The following is a 21,525-nucleotide window of genomic DNA, read 5'->3' as shown; positions in this document are numbered from 1 at the left end:
CGACGATTCAGGTCCGTAAAGACGAACAGGCGGGTTCCGCATCATGACGATGCGGAACCCGCCATGGGAAGGACCGGGAGTCTCTGCAGCCCTCAGGACTCCGGCGCGGTCCGGCAGTTTCTTGAACTCGGCGGGTTGTTCTCCCCGCTTTGCATTGCTCAATCATAGGCAAGGTTTACCTAATTAAGCAAGCGTTTCGTCAAATTGATTCCAACGGGGGCGCGCTGCGATCTTCCGACGAGACCGCACCGGCACTCCGGCGCCGACAAATGCGTCGAGCAGTCCCTGACCTCGGCGCTGCGCTGCCGTTTCGCCGCCACCCGCGAGAATCGGGACGTACGCAGTTGCTCCCAGGATGGCTTCGCCGACCAAACCCCAGAATCGATAGGGATCTATCGGCGCGCAACGAGACACAGCGGCGAGCACTGCATGCAGGGCTCCAAGGCACCTGTGCGCGGTCCAGACGAAAAGCGCTTCCTCACAGGGCATGCCGACAACGCCATCCCGGCCGTACTCGGTACCGCCCGGCGCCACGCGCAGCGTTTCGTCAACCACGCCTGCCCAGTCGATACCACTGTCGCTGTCCATATGTATCCAGAGGTTCTCGAGACCGGGATCCCACGCCGAGCCCTCCGCCACGATGGAAGCGGTTACCCTGCCGACAACGGCGTGGATCAAGGACGTCGCAACCTGGATTGCCGCGGCCTCCGGATTGTCGAGATCCTGGAGAGATCGCAAATACAGCTGTTCGACTCGTTCACTGTGCAGACCGGTACTCAGTTTCCACCATCGGCGTTTGCCCTCACCAGCCATGGCAGCAACTGCATACACGCGCGGGTAATCGGGGTTGAGCCCCCGTAAGCGTGTGCAGGTGCGGCTGAATGCGTCAGTCCGGAAATCCAAGTCACGAATCTGCACATGCTCGGTGGTGAGGGTCATGGTCACCATGCACTCCAATCGGCCGTAGGGGTCTTACACACTCAACATAGGTTAGCCTCACCATAATTCAAGAGTAAAGATCTGTGAGCCTCGGCACGCATATTCGGTCCGGAAACCAACCCGCGCGAGGTTCCCGGGGATAGGGTTCCGTAACCTAAGATCTGAAATCCCTGCGAGCCAAGACCAGGAGTTCGATCCACCAGTGACCATGACCGACACGCCCGGGAGCGAACATCCGCGCGGGCCCAGCGAGAACTACGGACGACGTGTCGTACCCCGAGGACCGGCGCCCGTCCGATTGCGCATCCTTGCCGGACTGTTCGACGTCGCAATCATCGCGCTCCCTCTCGTGATCGGCTGGTACATAGTCCAGTCCTTGCAGGACGACAACGGCGGCGGTGAAGCTGATCGCGCAGTGTTCGGCGGGACAGCAATCGCCATCGCTATCGGGCTTCTCATCTGGAACTTCGGATTCCGTGAGGGCACGAATGGACGAACGTCCGGAAAAGGTTGGGTCGGCCTGATCACCCGGGATGCACAGACCAAGCAGCCCATTGGCGTCAGACGCGCACTCTTGCGCCCGATCAACCGATCCGGAATCGACGTTGTCCGCGAAAGCACCGCTCGCGACGAGGGGTTCGCCGAACTCGAGCGCGACAACTCGGTATCAGCCACCCGCAGGCGTCGTCTCATCGGTCTTGCAGTTCTGACCGTCCTTCTGGTGTTGGTCATGCTTGCCAGCATCGCGGTCGGAGCGCGTCCGCTCACTTTTGCCGAGATCTTCCATGCAATCTTCAACTCCGACGGGTCGCAGACCGACATCATCGTGCGAACTCTGCGCGCGCCGCGAACAATCCTGGGCTTGGTTGTCGGCATCGCGCTGGGAATCGTCGGTGCACTCATTCAGGGGCACACCCGAAATCCCCTTGCCGACGCCGGCCTCCTCGGCCTCAATGCCGGCGCTGCGTTCTTGGTTGTCATGTCGATCTACCTGTTCGGGTTCACCGCACCGAGTCAGTACATGTGGTTTGCATTCGCTGGTTCGTTCATCGCGAGTGTTGTCGTATTCGGCTTGTCATCCATCGGCAACGGAGGTTCCAGTCCGCTCAGCCTGGCTCTCGCCGGGGCCGCTGTCGCGTTCTTCCTCCAGGCCATGACCAATGCGGTGATCATCCTCGACCAGGCAAGCCTCGACGCGTACCGATTCTGGGTGGTCGGCTCGGTGTCCGGACGCGGATTCGACGTGTTATGGCAGGTGCTTCCCTTCCTGGTCGTCGGTCTCGTCATTGCTCTCGCGAGCACGCCAGGACTCAACGTCCTCAGTCTCGGCGACGACGTAGCCAAAGCGCTCGGAACCAACATCGTCTTCAGTCGCACTCTCGGCATTGTCGCGATCACCTTGCTGACCGGCGCCGCCACCGCTGCCTGCGGACCTATCGCCTTCATCGGCCTCGTCGTGCCACACGTTGCCCGGGCCATCACCGGCCCTGATTACCGCTGGCTCGTCCCGTACGCGGGTCTGCTCGGCGCGATCATGTTGATCACCGCCGACATCATCGGACGCGTTGTCGTCCGTCCGGGTGAACTTCAGGTCGGAATCATTCTGGCGATCTTCGGTGCGCCGTTCTTCATCGCTCTCGTACGGCGCAGGAAGTTGGCAAGTCTGTGACCATCACACAAGGCAAGGTTCTCCGGGGTGAACCTGGTGCGCTCCCCCGAACTGTTCCCTCCCGCAAAGCGATTCGTGTCGGTTCGTTTTCGATGGTGTATCGCCCGCTGGCGGTGTCGGTGTGCGTTGCACTGACTGCCGCACTGTTCGTGCTGATCTGCCTGAGCGTCGGACGCGGCGACTACCCGATCTCCATCCCTGACGTGATTTCAGTTCTGTTCGGTGGCGGCACAAAAACCCAGAACCTCATCGTCTTCGATCTCCGCTTGCCCCGGTCGCTGACAGCTCTGTTCATCGGTATGGCACTCGGCATCGCGGGCGCGATCACGCAGACCATCGCCCGCAATTCACTCGCGAGTCCGGACATCCTGGGTATCACCGCCGGTTCCAGCGCGGCCGCTGTCGCACTGATCGTTCTCGGTGGTGGCGGATCGTTTGTGGGTCTGCTTGCGACACTCGGCATTCCGCTGGCAGCGCTGGCGGGCGGGCTACTGACCGCCGTGGTCATCTACACGCTGGCATGGCGCAAAGGCGTCGAAGGATTCCGTCTGATCCTGATCGGCATCGGCGTCAACGCGATGTTGGTGGCAACTACCGGGTGGCTCCTGATTTCAGCCGATATCAACGATGCGTCCCGGGCCCAGGTATGGCTGAACGGCTCGCTGAACGGAGCGACCTGGAACCAGATGTGGCCGGTTGCCGTCGCGGTGGTAGTTGTCGGTGGATACGCCGTGATCGCGTCGTTCACCATGGGCGCACTGCGATTGGGCGAGGACAACGCGACGTCACTGGGCGTGCGCCTTCAGTCGTCACAGGCCAAGCTCCTGCTCTCGTCCGTCGCATTGGCTGCGATCGCCACCGCCGCTGCCGGGCCTGTCGGCTTTGTCGCCCTGGCTGCTCCGCAGGTAGCGATGCGCTTGGTGCGATCTGCCGGCCCCCCGATCGTCGCGTCCGCGCTCACCGGCGCTGTGCTTGTTGTCGGCAGTGACGTGATCGCCCGCACGGTTCTTCCCGTCGAATTGCCGGTCGGCATCGTGACATCAGCGCTCGGCGGACCGTTCCTGCTCTACCTCTTGGTTCGTAACAATCGGAAGGTCACAGCATGACCACGTTGTCCCAGTCCGTCGACGCCCCCGCACGTCTCGTCGCAAAGGATCTCACCCTGGGTTACGGGGATCGCATCATCGTCGACGGTCTTGATCTCGAAATCCCGACCGGCGTGATCACGACGGTCATCGGACCGAACGGCTGCGGTAAGTCGACGCTCTTGCGTGCTCTGGGACGACTGCTCAAGCCCAAGAGTGGGTCGGTTGTGTTGGACGGCAAGGCAATCAGCTCGATGAAGACCAAGGACGTCGCACGAGTCCTTGGCATGTTGCCGCAAACTCCAGTCGCTCCCGAAGGGTTGACCGTCGCCGATCTGGTTGCGCGTGGCCGCCATCCCCACCAGTCGTGGATCCGTCAATGGTCGGCAGACGACGAAGGCGAAGTAGCTCAGGCGCTCGAGTTGACCGGAGTATCAGATCTTGCAGATCGTCCGGTCGATCAGCTGTCCGGCGGTCAGCGGCAGCGGGCGTGGATCTCGATGGCGCTGGCGCAGGGCACAGATATCCTTCTGCTCGACGAGCCAACGACCTACCTGGATCTTGCGCACTCCATGGAGGTTCTCGACCTCGTTGATCAATTGCACGAGGAGATGGGCCGCACTGTGGTCATGATCCTGCACGATCTCAATCTCGCGGTGCGCTACAGCGACCATTTGATCGTGATGCGGGACGGCGCTATCGTCGCCTCGGGAGTTCCGAAAGACATCATCTCTGCGGAACTGCTCCTCGAGGTGTTCGGTCTCGAAGCCGCTGTCATCGACGACCCGGTCTCGGATCGCCCGCTGATCGTGCCCATCGGAACTCGACATGTTTTCGGTACCGTCGGCGGGCCGGCCGCACAGCCTTCCTGACGGCATTCACTCATCGACCGATAATCGTCCGCACCAACTTCACTCCCTGACCGAGCGACACGGTAGGCAGGTACGCCCGCCCTACTGCGTTGCCGATACTCGGCAGCGCGGCAGGATCGGCGAACACCATGTGCATGGGCACATATCGCGGCTGGAACTTCGATTTGAAGGCCAGCAGCGAGCGGAAACCGTACACGGGTTCGAGGGTGCGCCCCAAGAATTCGAGCACGTTGTCCATCACGCCGGACAATGTCATCGCTTCCAGCTCAACCGAATCCGAGCCGTCATCCGTCGCGACCTTCGCCAGCGGGGCGCCCGAGAGACTCAGGAATTCGACTCCTTCGGATTCCAAACTCAGGGCAGCCGACGCGATCAGGAACTCCATGGTCGGCCTGAAACCCTCGGAACGGCGCCGCATGAAGTCGAGAGTCCAGCCCACGATTCGGCCGTCCCGGTACACGGGCAGCCATGATGTGACACCGTGGACCGTGCGTTCCTCGTCGATCGCGATCAGGCATCGCACGTTGTCGTCGTCGATTTCATTGAGTCCGCCGAGCGTAAAACCCATTTCCGGCATTCCCTTGTCTGCGACCCATTCCTCGGAAATCGCGACAATCTGATCCTTGACGGCGATCGCGGCGTGCGGATAGTTGATCCATTCGGCCGTGATGCCGGACTTCTTCGCCCGGTTCAACGCCGTTCGAATGTCCTGAAATCGTTTACCGGTGAACGCGATCTCGCCCAGATCGAGAATCGTTTCCTCGGCAACCTGCAGGCCGCTCCACCCCATCGAATCCGTAATCGCTCGAACGTCGTCGGTGACCGAGTAGAAGCACGGGATCCAGCCGTTTTCCGTGGCGAATTCTGCAAATTCGCCGATGGTGTCTCGCAGGTGACCGGGTGGCCCCACCGGGTCGCCGGTAGTAAGAGCCACCCCGGAAATAACGCGGTAGGCAACGTAACTCGAGCCGTCCGACGAAAACCAGAAGGTATTTCCCGTCCACGTCGTCATCCACGACAGCGGGCTTCCGGTTCCGGCGATCAGCATCGCTCGGGCGCGCGCGGCGTCCCGCGGATCAAGTGCGTCGACGGGTTTGCGGAACGTCACGAACACGAGAATCGATGCGGCCACCCAGAACACCACTCCTGTCCATTCGAACAACAGAGTCGCTTCGATGTCGACGGGCAGAAGCCGCGGATCAACCAGTTGCAGATAGACAGGCGGCACCAACCGTTGCGGAAAATCAGCCAGAAGTAACGCGACGCTCGGTTCGCGGTCGAACCCGTGGCGTGCAACCATTCCCCCGCCCACATACACCACGATCAGACCGGCGAGTAGCGCTGAGAGTGACACTGCCAGTTTCCGATAGGTTCCGGCCGGAGCGGACACGTCGAAATATCGCCGCGTGAGGATCAACATGATCAGGACGAACAGTGGGGTGAGGAACGGCACCAACGTCCGATACACGTTGGGGTCACCGATGCCGTAGAACAAGCTCTCGCTGTCGGCGGCGTCGACGAACCGGATGACGAAGTTCCCGATCGAGAGAATCAAAAGGATCACCTGCGCGCACACGGTGGCGATCCAGGCGAAGCGCCGGCCGCGCCGCAAACCGTCGCTGAGCACGAGCACGAAGATCGAGGGCATGAGCGAGAGCAACGTCGGCCCGATCCCGGACAGGCGCAGTTCCAACAATCCTCGTCGGCAATCCGGGTCGGTCGACGACTCGGCACACAGGTCGCGGACCTCGGCCACTGTCCAGGGAACACCGCGGAACAGATCGCGGAGAACAGCCAAGGGTCCCACTGCCTCCGGGGAGAGTGCCGCGATCATCGGCCCGATCGCACTCGCCGCGACAACTATGGCCACCAGCACGCGGCCTTCCCGCTGAGTCCCGACGATCCGGTCACCGCGCGCTGACCTACCGACGATCCAAGCACCGATCACCAACCCGACCACACCGGCGAAGAGGCGGATGACGTCCTGAAGTTGCCCACTGAACAACGCGAGCGTGATGGTGAGAGCGAGAACGCCTACGCGGATGCGTCGACGCCACAGCGTTCCCATGTTCGCGGTGGCGACCATCAGAGCCCCCACGACCCAGGCGCTGGCGCCCACCGCGGCTCCCGAGTGGAGGCGAAACCCCCAGCTGGCGTCGACTACCTTGGCAAGCGACGCCCACCCCAGCCCGAGGATCACGCCCAGTATCTGCGTTGTGACCGCCGCGATCGCGAGTTTCACCGTGCCCATGCGTCGTTCGAGGGGTGCGGCGACAACGAGCAACAGCACGGTCGCGCCGATGTACCGCAGAAGGTTCCCCTCCCACAGCGCTGATGTCAGTGGTGTCCATAGTCGCCCGTGTTGCAGCGAACCCATTCCGACGGCAATCTGGTGAGCCAGCGATCTCGACGGCCCATGCACAAGGCTTCCCGTCGCCGCACCCAGAACCCACGTGATGACCACGATCGACGTCGTCATCGGGGCATCCCGAATTCCGAAACGAACAAGCTCCCGGGCTTTACCCCCGTACGCCGACAGTCGGGTCGAGAGAGGCGTGGACTCCGAGGAACTGTCGATCTTCATCTGCGCGCGACTACTTTCTACTGATCGACTCTGCTCTGACGTGGCCACGGTCTCCATCCACGTTATCTGTCCTACAGCTCACTATGTCCAATACCACACTGATTGATCCGCCCTTACTACTACCAGTAGTACGTATTTCGTCGTGGAAGTCCGTAGAATCGAAGAATGGCAGGTCTAGGTGAACTCGAACGCGCGGTCATGGATCATTTGTGGTCTACAACCGAACCCCAAACTGTGCGACAGGTACATGAAGCACTCGCAACACATCGCGAACTGGCGTACACGACGGTCATGACCGTCCTGCAACGACTCGCGAAGAAGCACCTGGTGATTCAGCAACGTGACGATCGCGCACATCGCTACCTCCCGGTGAACAAGCGTGAAGAGTTGGTCGCGAGCCTGATGGTCGACGCTCTGGCTCAAGCGCCGGAGTCAGACGGTCGAGCGGCAGCCCTGGTTCACTTCGTCGGCCAGGTCAATGCCGACGAGGCTGACGCTCTGCGCGAAGCACTTGCCGCTCTCGAGGTGCGCGAATCCGCGAAAAAAGATGTGCGGCCGTAGATTTTCTAGGCCTAACTGATTTCTTCGTGCATGATGACTAGGTCATGAACGCCACCACTGCACTGGTTTTCGGAATCCTCGCGTTGTTGCTAGCGGGTCCGGTACCAGCACTCCTGAGCCGCTCCACGTGGCCGTACCGGGCGCCGCGTGCGGCTCTCGTCCTGTGGCAGGCCATCGCGCTTGCCGCGGTGTTGTCAGCTTTCAGCTCGGGCTTGGCCATTGCCAGTCAGCTCCTGGTTCCAGGACCGGACGGACGACCGACCACTGCGCCGACCGCTGAGATCGACGCTCTTGGTTTGCCACTGTGGATTCTGTACGTCGTGGTATTTGCGCTCACCTTGCTCATCGGCGCGAAACTGATTTTTTCGATCCTGCAAGTGGGTGTACGAACTCGGCGGCGACGCGCACGCCACCGCATCCTCGTGGATCTACTCGACGACTGCGCCATGCCCGCCGCGGTGGAGCGCACCCCGGACCTGCGCGTTCTCGATGTCGAAGAACCCATCGCGTACTGCCTGCCCGGAATACGTCAGCGGGTGGTCCTGAGCCAAGGAACGTTGCAAAACCTCGATCATGCCGAGGTCAAGGCAATTCTCACGCACGAGCGTTCACACCTGCGCGCGCGTCACGATCTGGTTCTCGAAGCATTCACCGCGGTCAACCATGCGTTCCCCCGGTTCGTTCGTAGCAAGTCCGCCCTCGGATCCGTCCAATTGCTGGTCGAATTGCTGGCCGATGATTCCGCGGTTCGCGTCACGGGCCCGACTCCCCTAGCCCGGGCACTGGTCGCGTGTGCAGGTTCGACCGCACCGCGTGGCGCCATGGCAGCCGGCGGTCCGTCGACGTTGATCCGCGTCCAGCGACTCTCGACAGACGCTGCCGATCCCCGTGTTGCGGTATGTGCCTACCTTGCCGCCATCACGATTCTGGTTGTCCCCACGGTCGCCGTCGCAGTGCCGTGGCTCACCGAACTTCGCTTACTTCTCAACGCGTACTAAGGTCTTGACCAGCAGAACGCGCTGTAGTAGTACAGGTCACACGCGGGGTTACCTGACTTCCCGGCAGCGAGTGGCGTACAGTAGAGCCCGGCCACCATCGTGGTTCATCAACATTTAACGGCACACAGCCCAATTCCCCGCAGTATGCGTTCGGATTGCCAGGTGACATGTGCCCTGGCTCGTCCCTTTGCGAACTGTGTCGTGTGTTCAAGCATGACTTCTTCCGCTCCGCGACGTGCCCGTAGTCCGGAGAGGTTTCCGCGTGACCAACGCTGTCCAAATGTCGTCTTCTGAGAACATCGCAGAAGATGTCGTAGTAACACCCGCCGCTGAAGACAAAGCCGCCACCGAGGCCGTCTCAGCTGAGCCCACCATCACTTTTGCCGAAATCGGCCTGCCCGAGCAGCTTGTTGCCGCCCTGGCCCGCAACTCCATCACCAGCCCGTCGCCCATCCAGGCTCAGTCCATCCCGGACGCGCTTGCCGGCACCAACGTTCTGGGCCGCGCACAGACCGGATCGGGCAAGACCCTGGCCTTCGGTCTGCCGATGCTGACCCGCCTGTCACGCCACGAAGATCGTCCGGCCGCGAAGCGTCCTCGCGCACTCGTGCTGGTCCCGACCCGTGAACTTGCATTCCAGGTGGTCGACTCCCTGAACTCCTACGCCGGTGCTCTCGGACTCACGGTCCGTCCCGCCGTCGGTGGTACTCCGTTCGCCAAGCAGGTCGATCAGCTCCGCCGCGGCGTCGACGTCCTCGTGGCTACGCCGGGTCGTCTGGGCGATCACCTGCGCCAGGGCACCTGCATCCTCGACTCGGTGGAAATCACCGCACTCGACGAAGCCGATCAGATGGCGGACATGGGCTTCCTGCCCGAGGTTCGCTCGATCCTCGGTGAGACCCCTGCCGACGGACAGCGTCTGCTGTTCTCCGCAACCCTCGACCGTGAGGTCCAGTCGCTGGTTCGTCAGTTCCTGGCCAACCACGTCACCCACTCCACCGAAGACGGCCGCGCGAGCGTCGACACGATGGAGCACTACGTACTCCTCGTCGATCGTGGACAGAAGGACGCTGTTCTCGCTGAGATCGGCGCCCGTGACGGACGCACCATCATGTTCGCCCGCACCAAGCTCGGTTGCGAAGGCATCACCGATCGCCTCCGCGCAGTCGGAATCGCCGCGGAGTCACTGCACGGCGGCAAAGCACAGAACCAGCGCACCCGCGTCCTCGAGCGTTTCAAGAACGGCCGCACTCCCGTCCTTGTTGCCACTGACGTCGCAGCGCGCGGCATCCACGTCGACGGCATCGACCTCGTCGTTCATGTCGACCCCCCGGCCGATCACAAGGATTACCTTCACCGCGCAGGCCGTACGGCTCGCGCCGGTGAGAAGGGAACTGTCGTTGCGATCGTTCTGCCGAACCAGAAGCGTCAGTTCAAGCGCCTGACCGGAATGGCGGGCGTCAACGCCGCAGCTGTTCCCGTCACCCCGGGTTCCGCCGAGCTCGCTCGCATCACCGGAGCCAAGAAGCCCACCGGAGAACCGTTGCGCGAGAGCTCTTCTCGTGGCGAGCGCTCCTTCGGCGACCGCGGTGGTTCACGCGGTTACCAGGGCAACCGTGAAGGTGGTGGCTACCAGGGCAACCGCTCTTCCGGTGGTTACCAGGGAAATCGCTCGTCGGGTGGATACCAGGGCAACCGTGACGGCGAAAGCCGTGGCGGGTACCAGGGCAACCGCTCCTCGGGCGGCTACCAGGGTGATCGTTCCTCGGGTGGATACCAGGGCAACCGTGACGGCGAAAGCCGTGGCGGGTACCAGGGCAACCGCTCCTCGGGCGGCTACCAGGGTGATCGTTCTTCCGGTGGATACCAGGGCAACCGCGACAGCAGCGACCGCGGCGGATACCAGGGCAACCGCTCCTCCGGCGGCTACCAGGGCAACCGCGACAGCCGCCCGTCCTACGGAGACCGCGACAGCCGCCCCTCCACCGGCTACCAGGGAAATCGCTCGTCGGGTGGATACCAGGGCAACCGTGACGGCGAAAGCCGCGGCGGGTACCAGGGCAACCGCGACAGCCGCCCGTCCTACGGAGACCGCGACAGCCGCCCCTCCACCGGCTACCAGGGCAACCGCTCGACGGGTGGATACCAGGGCAACCGCGACAGCAGCGACCGCGCAAGCTCGACCAGTGGCGGCGGATTCCGCAGCCGCACCGACCGTCGTAGCTACGACGGCTTCGACGGACCGAAGCGCGATCAGCGGTAATACGCTCGCTGAGCTGCGGCTCACCAACTGAATATTGATCACACTCCGGCCACGCCGGAAGCTGTATCGAGACGGATGCAGGTCACTGCAATAAAGTGATCTGCATCCGTGTTTTGTATGCACGGTCTGATGTTCACGCGCGTCGCGGCCGCACAGTTTTTCGGCTGCGCCAGGCGCAGGATTTCACAGCCGCGGACCGAGAGGGAAAGCTGTAAGCATGTCAACCACTAGCACCGAATCACCCCGGGCACAGATCGGCGTCACCGGACTGGCCGTCATGGGTTCGAATATTGCCCGCAATTTCGCCCGCCACGGTCACACCGTTGCCTTGCACAACCGCAGCATCGCGAAGACCGATGCGTTGATCGCCGACCATGGTTCCGAGGGCGACTTCGTGCGCACCGAGACTGTCGAGGAATTTGTTGCCGCGCTGCAGAAGCCGCGTCGCGTGCTGATCATGGTCAAGGCCGGCGCGCCGACCGACGCTGTGATCGAAGAGCTCGCCAATGCGATGGAGCCGGGCGACATCATCATCGACGGCGGCAACTCGCTGTACACGGACACAATCCGTCGTGAAGCAGCGATCCGCGCCCGCGGTCTGCACTTCGTCGGCGCTGGTATCTCCGGTGGCGAAGAAGGCGCACTCAACGGTCCGTCGATCATGCCCGGCGGCCCGAAGGAGTCCTACGAGGCTCTCGGCCCGCTTCTCGAGTCGATCTCCGCTCACGTCGACGGCACCCCGTGCTGCACACACATCGGTCCGGACGGCAGCGGCCACTTCGTCAAGATGGTGCACAACGGCATCGAGTACGCCGACATGCAGCTCATCGGCGAGGCGTACAACCTCTTCCGTGACGCTCTGGGTTACGACGCCGGCCAGGTCGCCGACGTCTTCACCGAGTGGAACAAGGGCACGCTCGAGTCGTACCTGATCGAGATCACAGCCGAGGTTCTGCGTCAGGTCGACGCCGAGACGGGTAAGCCGCTGGTCGACGTCATCGTCGACGCTGCCGAGCAGAAGGGCACGGGCCGCTGGACGGTCAAGTCCGCTCTGGATCTCGGTGTACCGGTTACCGGTATCGCCGAGGCCGTGTTCGCTCGCGCGCTCTCCGGTAGCCGCACGCAGCGCGCCGCAGCTCAGGCTCAGGGCTTGGCTTCGGGTTCGCTCGGTGACAAGCCTGCCGATGCCGAGCAGTTCGCCGCGGACATCCAGGCAGCGCTGTACGCCTCGAAGATCGTGGCATATGCGCAGGGCTTCGACCAGATCGCGGCCGGTAGCGCCGAGTACAACTGGGACGTCAAGCCTGCGGATCTGGCAACGATCTGGCGCGGTGGTTGCATCATCCGCGCGCAATTCCTCAACCGCATCAAGGACGCGTTCGACGCTGATCCGTCGCTGCCGAGCTTGATTCTCGCTCCGTACTTCCGTGAAGCCATCGAAGCAGGAATCGACAGCTGGCGTCGTGTTGTCGCCACCGCGACGATGCTCGGCATCCCGGTGCCGGCGTTCGCGTCATCGCTGTCGTACTACGACGGACTGCGCGCGGAGCGTCTCCCGGCTGCGTTGACTCAGGGTCAGCGTGACTTCTTCGGAGCTCACACCTACGAGCGCATCGACAAGCCCGGCAAGTTCCACACGTTGTGGAGCGGCGACCGCAGCGAAATCGAGGCCTGATTCACACCCGGTATCGGTAGACGCGGTCACCTGCGTCTACCGATACCCGGTAGCCTGGACAAATGCCGAAATCGACGATCGACTCGCCCACATCAACCGAAGGGCGCTCGTTCATCGACCTCGGAATCCCCGCTGTGATGGTGCACGCACTGCGCCGACACGGGATTGATGCTCCGTTCCCCATCCAGGCTGCCACGATTCCCGATGTGCTGGCAGGCCGCGACGTTCTGGGGCGTGGCGCGACAGGTTCCGGCAAGACTTTGGCTTTCGGGCTTCCGATGCTGGTGCGCCTCAAGGGCGGCGCAAGTAAACGGAATCGCCCCCGCGGATTGGTGCTCGCTCCCACCCGCGAACTGGCAATTCAGATTCACAAAGCGCTCGACGACGCGGCCACCGAGGTCGGCTTGCGGGTAGCGAGCGCAGTGGGCGGCGTCCCGATCAAGCGTCAGGCCGACATTCTGGCTCGCGGGGTCGATCTGCTGATCGCCACGCCTGGGCGGTTGCTCGATCTACTCGAGCAGAAGTCGGTGATCCTCGACGACGTTGTGATCACCACGATCGACGAAGCGGACCACATGGCAGACATGGGCTTCATCGACGAGGTTGCCAAGATTCTCGACGCGACTCCGAAAGATGGTCAACGCCTTCTCTTTTCGGCAACGTTGGACGGCAAGGTCGACGATTTGGTCGCAGGCTACCTGCGCAACCCGGCATCGCACGCCACCGCTCCCCCGGTTGCGACGGTCTCCACCATGGAACATCACCTGCTGTTCGTGGACCAGGTGGACAAGAGATCCGTTGTCGCACATATCGCTTCGCGTGCGGGACGAACCATCATGTTCGTCAAGACGAAGCACGGCGTGGATCGTCTTGCGCAGCAACTGCATTTGATCGGCGTGTCCGCCGGAGCCCTGCACGGCGGAAAGACGCAGAACAACCGGACCAAGACCCTCGCGTCGTTCTCCGACGGCACGACGCCGGTCCTGGTGGCTACCGACGTCGCCGCCCGCGGCATCCATGTCGACGACGTGACGCTGGTTGTCCATGTCGATCCGCCCGCCGAGGCCAAGGATTACCTGCACCGCGCCGGTCGTACGGCCCGCGCAGGTGAATCGGGTGTTGTCGTGACGATCGTGACCGACGAGGAACGCGCGGGGGTCGAGAAGCTGACCAAGGCGGCCGGCGTGAAGGTTCACAGCGTTCGGGTCCGTCCAGACGACCTGGAACTCACCCGCATCACCGGAGCCATGGAACCGACGGGAATCCCCGTCGCAGCTCCCGATACGACCGTCGAGGTCACACACACGGCCAAGCGTGGGCGCCAGGAACACGACACTGCTGGCCGCACAGCTGCCGGCGGCCGGATGAAGAAGGACGGTGACAAGCGCGCTGTTGCGTCGCGCCGGGTCACCGATCCCAAGACGGTGAAGAAGATTCGCGCCGACGGCACTCCCGTCCCCACACGTTCGGAGCGCCTCGCGTCCAAGGGGCTCACGCCGCGCCGCGGAACAGGTACACCGAATTCGGGTCGCCCGTCTGCCGGAAAAGCCGGAGGCAAACGCGCACACTGAGATCTATGGGCGATCTTCCACTGATCTCGATCATCTGCGCACTCGCTGCCGCACTGCTCTTCGCGTGCGCGTCGGTAGCTCAACAGCGGGCCGCGTCGTCGGTGCCTGAGGGCGGCGCGCTGGTGGCGTCGTTGATCCGCAGTCCCCGGTGGTGGGCCGGCCTGATCGGCGACGGCGGCGGTTACGTCATGCAGGCCCTCGCGCTGGCACTCGGTTCGGTGTTGGTGGTGCAGCCGTTGATCGTGTCGTCCTTGTTGTTTGCGCTGCCGCTTTCGGCAAAGTTCTCCGGAATCCGGATCACTCGGACGGCCTGGACGTTTGCGGTCATGCTTGCCATTGCCCTGGCCGTCTTCCTGGTGGTCGGTGATCCCACCGAAGGCGACAGTAATGCTCCGTGGTCGGACTGGGCGGTGCCGCTGGCGATCACGGTCGGAGTGGCCGTCGTTGCCACCATCGGCGGCTTGTCCAAACTCGATGCCGGTTGGCGCGCACTGCTTCTCGGAGCCGCAGCGGGCATCTACTTCGGTATAGCCGTCGCGTTCACGAAATACGTGACCGAGCTTCTGGAGCACGGTTTTGTCGGCGTAGTGAGCGCGTGGCAGACCTGGGCGCTCATCGCGTCGGGTGCTATCGGCGTGTATGTGCAGCAACGAGCATTCCAGGTGGGTCCCTTGTCTGCGTCGTTGCCGGCGTTGACCATCGGCGAACCGATCGCGGCAGTGTTCCTCGGTATGACGGTTCTCGACGAGCGACTACGAGTCGAGGGCCTCGGGATTCTCGTCATCGGTTGCGCGGTGGCCGTCATGATCGTCACCACCATCGCGCTCTCGCGGTCGCAAGGACGCGAAACAATCGGCGTAACTGCGCCGTCGCCGGTAAGCTCGTGAAACGTGCAGTTCCTCGAAGGGCAACGCCCCCCATACGACCTGACCTACGACGATGTCTTCCTCGTCCCCAACCGGACTGACGTGACGTCCCGGTTCGACGTCGATCTGGCGTCGGCCGACGGCTCGGGAACCACCATTCCGGTTGTTGTCGCCAACATGACCGCAGTCGCCGGTCGCCGAATGGCCGAAACTGTCGCCAGGCGCGGCGGGTTGGTCATCATCCCGCAGGACATCCCCACCGAAGCGGTCGCCGAAACGGTGGCGTTCGTGAAGAGCCGTCATCTCGTCGCCGACACTCCGGTGACCCTGAGCCCCGAGGACGCTGTCTCCGACGCGTTGGCCTTGCTGCCCAAACGGGCGCACGGCGCGGTTGTCGTCGTCGAGGACGGCAAGCCGCTCGGCGTGGTCACCGAGGCTGCCTGCGCGGACGTCGACAGGTTCACTCGCCTTCGTACCGTCGCGATCACCGACTTCGTCACAGCACCGGTCACCGCAACAACGCGTGAGGTGTTCGAACTACTCGAAACCAAGCACGATCCGCTTGCCGTCATCGTCAACGACGACGGCACACTCGCCGGAGTCCTGACTCGTACCGGTGCAATTCGTGCCGGGATCTACGACCCCGCCGTGGATGCCAACGGCGCGCTGCGCGTTGCCGCGGCGGTCGGCGTCAACGGCGATGTGGGTGCCAAGGCCAAAGCGCTGGTCGACGCCGGCGCCGACGTCATCGTCGTCGATACCGCCCACGGGCATCAGCAGCGCATGATCGACGCACTGACCACGCTCAAAGCTCTGGATCTCGGTGTGCCGCTGGTGGCCGGAAACGTGGTCTCCGCGCAGGGCACCCGTGATCTCATCGCCGCGGGCGCCGACATCGTCAAGGTCGGTGTCGGACCAGGCGCGATGTGCACAACACGCATGATGACCGGCGTCGGACGACCGCAGTTCTCGGCTGTTGCCGAATGCGCCGCGGCAGCACGCGAATTGGGCAAACACGTGTGGGCTGACGGTGGAGTGCGCCATCCGCGCGATGTAGCGCTGGCTCTGGCTGCGGGCGCGTCGAATGTCATGATCGGCTCGTGGTTCGCCGGCACGTACGAGTCGCCGGGCGATCTCAAGGTCGATCAGGCCGGCAACGCGTACAAGGAGAGCTTCGGTATGGCGTCCAAGCGCGCCGTTGCTGCGCGCACCGCCACCGAGACGGCTTTTGATCGCGCCCGCAAGGGTTTGTTCGAGGAAGGCATCTCGAGTTCACGGATGCGACTTGATCCCGAGCGTCCCGGCGTCGAGGATCTGATCGACCAGATCTGTTCCGGTGTCCGCAGTACCTGCACGTATGCCGGGGCGCGCTCACTCGAGGAACTGCACGACAAGGCAGTCCTCGGTGTGCAGTCTGCAGCCGGATTTGCCGAGGGACGGCCACTTCCTGCCGGCTGGTGAATCGGTAATTGTGACGAACGGCGGGTGCTCGGCTCCCAAAGCCCGGGCACTCGCCGGTATCATCGAACGTGGAAACAACAAATGAAACTCGGTCGGGTGCCAATCGGCAACCCGACCGAGCCCGCTAAAGCCGAGAAGTCATCGGCCCGACGAGAGGAACCCGGTGCCCGAGGCACCCACACACTTACCCGGCGCAACACCCGTCGTCATATCCGAGGAATCATCTGATTCCGCTGGTTCGGAGGGCTCCTCTAGCGAGCCGGGAGACAAACCCGGCGCACTTCGCTCTCCACTTGGGTGGCGATGATCGATGGACATCGCATTCACCATTCTCAGCCTGCTCGGCTTCATCGCACTGACCGCAGGCACCGCCCTCTTCGTGGCGGCAGAATTCTCACTTACCGCGCTCGAGCGCAGCACCGTCGACGAAGCTGCTCGTGACGGCGACCTCCGTTCGCGTCAGGTCCAGCACGCACACAAGACGCTCTCGTTTCAGTTGTCCGGTGCGCAGCTCGGCATCACGATCACCACACTCATCACCGGTTACCTGGCCGAGCCTGTTCTCGCCCGGTTCATCACCCCGGTCACGAAGGCCGTCGGGCTGAGCGAATCAGCAGCGTCCACAACGTCATTGATCCTCGCCCTGGTTATCGCAACCTCGTTCTCGATGATTTTCGGTGAGCTTGTCCCCAAGAACCTGGCGATTTCCAAGCCGATGCCGACAGCCCGCGCCACAGCCGGTTTGCAAGCCGGTTTCTCGCTGGTCTTCAAGTGGGCGATCAACGGTCTCAACGGAACCGCCAACTGGATCGTCAGGCGCCTGGGCATAGAGCCTGCCGAGGAACTGCGCTCGGCACGTTCCCCGCAGGAGCTCGGCTCGCTGGTGCGCACGTCGGCGCAGCGTGGTTCCATCGACGCGGGCACTGCGCTTCTGGTCAACCGGTCGTTGCAGTTCGGTGACCGCACAGCGGAAGAACTCATGACACCGCGTGTGAAGATCGAATCACTCGAGTTGTCGGATACAGTCGCCGATCTCATCGTGACGGCGTCCCGTACCGGGTACTCACGGTTCCCCGTTGTTCGCGGCGACCTCGACGACACCGTCGGAGTTGTCCACATCAAACACGCGTTCACGGTTCCCGCCGAGCGACGACGCACGACGCGAGTCGACAGCCTCGCGCAGCGCGTGCCGGTTGTCCCGTCGAGCCTCGACGGTGACGCCGTCATGGAACGCATCCGCTCGGACGGAATGCAGGTCGCACTCGTGGTCGACGAATACGGCGGAACCGCCGGCATCGTCACCATGGAAGACCTCATCGAGGAAATCGTGGGCGACGTGCGCGACGAGCACGACGAACCTGAACTCGACGTCCAGCGCGTCGGCGACGGATGGTCCTGCTCCGGGCTCCTGCGCATCGACGAAGTCACCTCAGCTACCGGGTACACCGCACCCGAAGGCGATTACGACACCCTCGGCGGCCTGGTGCTCACCGAATTGGGACGCATCCCCGACGAGGGCGACGAAGTGGCATTGCCCGACGTCGACGCGTCCGGCGATCACCGCGGCAAGTGGATTGCGCGAGTCACCTCGATGGACGGCCGTCGTATCGACCGCGTGACCATCACTCCGGTCCCCGGTGATGTCGAACCCGAATCAGCAGCAGAGCGCACAAAGGAGTCCGACGATGAATAACCTTCTCGGCGTTCTCCTCACCGTTGTACTGCTGGCAGGCAACGCGTTTTTCGTCGGCGCGGAATTCGCGCTGATTTCTGCTCGCCGTGACCGACTCGAAGCGTTGGTCGCCCAGGGCAAGAAGCGGGCACTCACCGTCATCAAGGCCGGCGAGAATCTGTCGCTCATGCTCGCCGCGGCGCAGCTCGGCATCACGATCTGTTCGATCCTTCTCGGTAAGGTCGCCGAACCCGCCATCGCGCATCTCCTCGAGGTGCCGATGGAAGCGGCCGGTCTGCCTGACGGATTGCTGCATCCGATTTCGTTTGCGATCGCACTGTCGTTGGTGGTTGTGCTGCACATCCTGCTCGGTGAGATGGTGCCCAAGAACATCGCGCTGGCTGGTCCGGAGAAGACCGCGATGCTTCTCGTGCCGATCCACCTGGCGTTCATCAAGATCGCGCGCCCGATCATCGCGTTCTACAACATCTGCGCTAACGGGATTCTGCGTCTGTTGCGAGTCGAACCGAAGGACGAACTCGATGTCACCGTCTCGGCGGTGGAGTTGTCCGCGATGATCGGTGAATCCCGATCCGAAGGGCTTATCGACGCCGAAGAACACCGCCGGTTGAAGCAGGCCCTCGAATCGACCGATCGCACGGTGTCGGAAGTGCTGATCACTCTCGACAAGGTGCGGACCATCCCGCTCACCCCGACCGGCACCACGCTGGGCGACATCGAGCGGGCCGTCATCGAAACGGGCTACTCGCGCTACCCCGTCCGAGCTGCCGACGGCACTCTGGCCGGATACGTGCACCTCAAGGACGTGCTCGACGAGGTTCTCGACGAAGCTGCCGGGCCGGATACCGTCGTACCCACGTCGGATATCCGTCCGTTGCCCGTCGTTCCGCTCAGCACGCCGCTCGCCGAAGCGTTGGCAGGCCTGCGCCGCGCCAGCTCCCACCTCGGTGCCGTCACCGATGCCGACGGCATTGTCATCGGCATCGTGGCATTGGAAGACCTCCTCGAGGAGTACGTCGGCACCGTCCGCGACGGCACTCACCGCGGAACCGATGCTGTTCCGGGACAACGGAACAACTGATCCATGACACGTTCGGTGGAAACACTCGCGCTCGCACATAGCGAGTGGACGGCTCGGCAAGCTCTGCACTTCGAAAAAGTGGAGCAGCTTGTCGGGCCGCACCGGGCGCGTCGCAGTGCCGGTATTTCTCACCCGGTGCATGATTTCCTGTTCACGTACTACAACTTCAAGCCCGCGCAGCTTCGACGCTGGCACCCCGGATACGGCGTAGCGCTGGAGGCCGGATCCGAGTACGCAGAGTTCTCGGGGTATCGCGTCGACGAATCCGGTTGCGCGAGCGTCGATCGATCCGTGCTCGAGCGTCGACTGCCCACGGTCGAATTCGTCTGGAATCTGTTGAACCAGACCTCTTCGCGCCCCGCTGTGCTCGGTTGCTTCGGTTTGCACGAGTGGGCAATGGTGTACCGGGGCGGCGAGGAAGCGATCCGCCATCAGTCTGTTCCCCTGCGACTGGGATTCGCGGGTACCGACGCCGTAGTGGAATCCTTGCCCCTCAAATGCACTCACTACGACGCGTTCCGCTTCTTCACTCCGGACGCGGCTCCGAAGAATGCGCTCAACCTGATTCGCGACACGCAGATCGACTACGAGCAGCCCGGATGCCTGCACGCCGGGATGGATCTCTACAAATGGAGCTTCAAACTTCTGCCGCTCGTCGATTCCGATCTGGTGATGGCCTGCTTCGAGCACGCACTCCTGGCGCGTGAACTCGACATGCGCGCCAGTCCATACGATCTGCGCGACTACGGATACTCCCCCATCGCCATCGAAACACCGGCTGGCCGTGCCGAATACGTGCGGCAGCAACAGCAGTTGGCGGAGAGGGCCGCCCCGCTGCGCGCTACGCTGGCCGAACGGTGCCGGGACCTGCTCGGTCGCTGACCTCCCGAAAGGCATCGAATGGAGCACGGTTACGGGTTCTATCTGGACGAATACCAGCGCGATGTCGGAGCGCACGTCCACTCCTCGATCACCTGTCCCGAGTCCGGGGGTTACCTCTCGGCGCACCTACCGGTGTTCGACCTCGCCGCCGGATCAGTGGCCGCTTTTGCGTCGGCGATAGACCGCTCGCCACTGGTTGATCGCACGCCATGGACACTCGATCCCGAACGCATCGCCGCGTCCTTCTCCAGTGACCGACTCCTGCGGATAGGCGGACAACCCGTCGACGCGTTCTCGGCGTACTCGGGCTTCTTTGCCGCCCGCGACGGCTGGGTGCGCACCCACGGCAACTACCCGCACCACCGCGACCGACTACTGTCCATCCTCGAACTGGGTTCCAGCGCAACCAAAGACGATGTAGTGCAACGGATATCCGCGATCGACGCCATCGAGATCGAACAGCGCGCCGCAGACGCCGGGGCTATCGCTGTCCGTGTCCGTACCGAGAACGAATGGCGTCTGAGCGAGCAGTACGCCACAGCGCGGTCGGCGCCGCTCGTATCCATCCGAGTCCGGGACACCGAAGGATCACCCACGCATTCGCCCCGATTGCGTGTTCTGGACCTCACCCGCGTCATTGCCGGACCTGTCGCAACACGCGCGCTGGCTCTACTCGGCGCCGACGTCCTGCGCCTGGATCCCCCAGGCATGCCGGAAATCGAATGGCAGCACCTGGATACGGGGCACGGAAAGCGTTCGGCACTTCTCGACCTGAAGAGCACAGAAGGCTCCGCACATTTCCGCGGACTTCTCGAAACCGCCGACGTGCTGGTGACCGGGTACCGGCCAGGCGCCCTCGAGGCACTCATCGGGCACGAACTCCCCGCGCACCTGATTCACGGACGGGTCAGTGCGTGGGGCTGGGACGGACCGTGGGCAGATCGACGCGGATTCGACTCCATCGTGCAAGCCGCCTCGGGGATCTCGTTCCTCGAAGGTGGCGACAAGCCTGGTGCGCTCCCGGCCCAAGCGCTCGACCACGCAACCGGATACTTCCTCGCGGCCGCCGTCGTGGACGCGCTGACCTTGCGAAGACAGGACGGGCTCGGTCGCGATGTCGACGTGGCACTAGCTCGGACCGGGGTCCGACTGCTCGATGCTCCGGGCCGAACCCTGCAACCCGGGCCGCCCGAGGCGCCAGGGCCAGATGTTGTTGTCAGTCATGGTGAAGTCACCACCGCGCGGCCGGCGCTGGCCGAGTTCGACGACTATCCGCGACCAGCACAGAAGTGGGGCAACGACGTTGCCGCGTGGGCGCGCTGAGA

16 protein-coding genes are annotated in these 21,525 nt (G+C 63.2%); 14 read left to right on the top strand and 2 right to left on the bottom strand.

Annotation, left to right across the window (positions count from 1 at the left end):
- Positions 1-183: 183 nt before the first annotated feature.
- A complete protein-coding gene (locus tag FEZ60_RS03500; protein WP_033232231.1) occupies positions 184-945 on the bottom strand; it encodes a hypothetical protein in 762 nt (253 codons plus the stop codon).
- Positions 946-1,147: 202 nt separating this feature from the next.
- Between FEZ60_RS03500 and FEZ60_RS03495 the strand changes: the two genes are divergently transcribed.
- From FEZ60_RS03495 to FEZ60_RS03485, 3 genes are all read left to right on the top strand, one after another.
- Positions 1,148-2,608 (top strand): iron chelate uptake ABC transporter family permease subunit, encoded by a 1,461-nt coding sequence (locus FEZ60_RS03495; protein WP_072782575.1) that lies wholly within the window; start codon positions 1,148-1,150, stop codon positions 2,606-2,608.
- Between the two features lie 92 nt (positions 2,609-2,700).
- Complete coding sequence (locus FEZ60_RS03490; RefSeq protein ID WP_202025710.1) at positions 2,701-3,714, top strand: iron chelate uptake ABC transporter family permease subunit; 1,014 nt, start codon at positions 2,701-2,703, stop codon at positions 3,712-3,714.
- Positions 3,711-4,565, top strand: a complete 855-nt coding sequence (locus tag FEZ60_RS03485; RefSeq protein WP_045067741.1) for an ABC transporter ATP-binding protein — start codon at positions 3,711-3,713, stop codon at positions 4,563-4,565. Before FEZ60_RS03490 ends, FEZ60_RS03485 begins: the two co-directional genes overlap by 4 nt.
- Before the next feature lie 10 nt (positions 4,566-4,575).
- Here the strand turns inward: FEZ60_RS03485 and FEZ60_RS03480 are convergent, their stop codons facing one another.
- Positions 4,576-7,149 (bottom strand): rhomboid family intramembrane serine protease, encoded by a 2,574-nt coding sequence (locus tag FEZ60_RS03480; RefSeq protein ID WP_172935513.1) that lies wholly within the window; start codon positions 7,147-7,149, stop codon positions 4,576-4,578.
- Between the two features lie 165 nt (positions 7,150-7,314).
- On the opposite strand from FEZ60_RS03480, the gene FEZ60_RS03475 reads away from it, so the two are divergent.
- The 11 genes from FEZ60_RS03475 to FEZ60_RS03425 all read left to right on the top strand — a co-directional run bounded on the left by FEZ60_RS03475 (position 7,315) and on the right by FEZ60_RS03425 (position 21,523).
- Positions 7,315-7,710 (top strand): BlaI/MecI/CopY family transcriptional regulator, encoded by a 396-nt coding sequence (locus tag FEZ60_RS03475; RefSeq protein WP_033232050.1) that lies wholly within the window; start codon positions 7,315-7,317, stop codon positions 7,708-7,710.
- 44 nt (positions 7,711-7,754) lie between these two features.
- On the top strand, positions 7,755-8,708 hold the full coding sequence (locus tag FEZ60_RS03470) for a M56 family metallopeptidase (RefSeq protein ID WP_033232051.1): 954 nt from the start codon (positions 7,755-7,757) through the stop codon (positions 8,706-8,708).
- Positions 8,709-8,988: 280 nt separating this feature from the next.
- The gene (locus FEZ60_RS03465; RefSeq protein WP_202025593.1) at positions 8,989-10,971 is read left to right on the top strand and encodes a DEAD/DEAH box helicase; all 1,983 of its coding nucleotides are present in this window, start codon (positions 8,989-8,991) and stop codon (positions 10,969-10,971) included.
- A gap of 217 nt (positions 10,972-11,188) precedes the next feature.
- Complete coding sequence (gene gndA / locus FEZ60_RS03460; RefSeq protein ID WP_033232053.1) at positions 11,189-12,646, top strand: NADP-dependent phosphogluconate dehydrogenase; 1,458 nt, start codon at positions 11,189-11,191, stop codon at positions 12,644-12,646.
- 62 nt (positions 12,647-12,708) lie between these two features.
- The gene (locus FEZ60_RS03455; protein ID WP_172935512.1) at positions 12,709-14,217 is read left to right on the top strand and encodes a DEAD/DEAH box helicase; all 1,509 of its coding nucleotides are present in this window, start codon (positions 12,709-12,711) and stop codon (positions 14,215-14,217) included.
- A gap of 5 nt (positions 14,218-14,222) precedes the next feature.
- Positions 14,223-15,104: a DMT family transporter gene (locus FEZ60_RS03450; RefSeq protein WP_033232055.1), complete on the top strand. Its 882-nt coding sequence runs from the start codon at positions 14,223-14,225 to the stop codon at positions 15,102-15,104.
- 3 nt (positions 15,105-15,107) lie between these two features.
- Complete coding sequence (locus FEZ60_RS03445) at positions 15,108-16,544, top strand: GuaB1 family IMP dehydrogenase-related protein (protein ID WP_033232056.1); 1,437 nt, start codon at positions 15,108-15,110, stop codon at positions 16,542-16,544.
- 310 nt (positions 16,545-16,854) lie between these two features.
- The gene (locus FEZ60_RS03440) at positions 16,855-18,237 is read left to right on the top strand and encodes a hemolysin family protein (RefSeq protein ID WP_116103255.1); all 1,383 of its coding nucleotides are present in this window, start codon (positions 16,855-16,857) and stop codon (positions 18,235-18,237) included.
- Entirely contained in the window at positions 18,230-19,318 is a 1,089-nt protein-coding gene (locus FEZ60_RS03435) for a hemolysin family protein (protein WP_033232058.1), read from the top strand. The genes FEZ60_RS03440 and FEZ60_RS03435 overlap by 8 nt, the downstream gene beginning before the upstream one ends.
- A 3-nt stretch (positions 19,319-19,321) precedes the next feature.
- A complete protein-coding gene (locus FEZ60_RS03430; protein WP_116103253.1) occupies positions 19,322-20,200 on the top strand; it encodes a 3-methyladenine DNA glycosylase in 879 nt (292 codons plus the stop codon).
- Between the two features lie 18 nt (positions 20,201-20,218).
- Positions 20,219-21,523, top strand: coding sequence for a CoA transferase (locus FEZ60_RS03425; RefSeq protein ID WP_116103252.1), 1,305 nt, complete (start codon positions 20,219-20,221; stop codon positions 21,521-21,523).
- Positions 21,524-21,525 lie beyond the last annotated feature (2 nt).

Origin of the sequence: Rhodococcus sp. MS16 (genome assembly GCF_013277795.1) — a bacterium.
GTDB lineage: Bacteria > Actinomycetota > Actinomycetes > Mycobacteriales > Mycobacteriaceae > Rhodococcus_F > Rhodococcus_F globerula.
This window is presented reverse-complemented; position numbering and strand designations above follow the sequence as displayed.

Coding starts and splice junctions, on each gene's coding strand:
- FEZ60_RS03490 (WP_202025710.1), top strand. CDS start 2,701: ATGGTGTATCGCCCGCTGGCGGTGTCGGTGTGCGTTGCACTGACTGCC.
- FEZ60_RS03430 (WP_116103253.1), top strand. CDS start 19,322: ATGACACGTTCGGTGGAAACACTCGCGCTCGCACATAGCGAGTGGACG.
- FEZ60_RS03455 (WP_172935512.1), top strand. CDS start 12,709: ATGCCGAAATCGACGATCGACTCGCCCACATCAACCGAAGGGCGCTCG.
- FEZ60_RS03440 (WP_116103255.1), top strand. CDS start 16,855: ATGGACATCGCATTCACCATTCTCAGCCTGCTCGGCTTCATCGCACTG.
- FEZ60_RS03425 (WP_116103252.1), top strand. CDS start 20,219: ATGGAGCACGGTTACGGGTTCTATCTGGACGAATACCAGCGCGATGTC.
- FEZ60_RS03480 (WP_172935513.1), bottom strand. CDS start 7,149: ATGAAGATCGACAGTTCCTCGGAGTCCACGCCTCTCTCGACCCGACTG.
- FEZ60_RS03485 (WP_045067741.1), top strand. CDS start 3,711: ATGACCACGTTGTCCCAGTCCGTCGACGCCCCCGCACGTCTCGTCGCA.
- FEZ60_RS03470 (WP_033232051.1), top strand. CDS start 7,755: ATGAACGCCACCACTGCACTGGTTTTCGGAATCCTCGCGTTGTTGCTA.
- FEZ60_RS03465 (WP_202025593.1), top strand. CDS start 8,989: ATGTCGTCTTCTGAGAACATCGCAGAAGATGTCGTAGTAACACCCGCC.
- FEZ60_RS03435 (WP_033232058.1), top strand. CDS start 18,230: ATGAATAACCTTCTCGGCGTTCTCCTCACCGTTGTACTGCTGGCAGGC.
- FEZ60_RS03475 (WP_033232050.1), top strand. CDS start 7,315: ATGGCAGGTCTAGGTGAACTCGAACGCGCGGTCATGGATCATTTGTGG.
- gndA (WP_033232053.1), top strand. CDS start 11,189: ATGTCAACCACTAGCACCGAATCACCCCGGGCACAGATCGGCGTCACC.
- FEZ60_RS03495 (WP_072782575.1), top strand. CDS start 1,148: ATGACCGACACGCCCGGGAGCGAACATCCGCGCGGGCCCAGCGAGAAC.
- FEZ60_RS03450 (WP_033232055.1), top strand. CDS start 14,223: ATGGGCGATCTTCCACTGATCTCGATCATCTGCGCACTCGCTGCCGCA.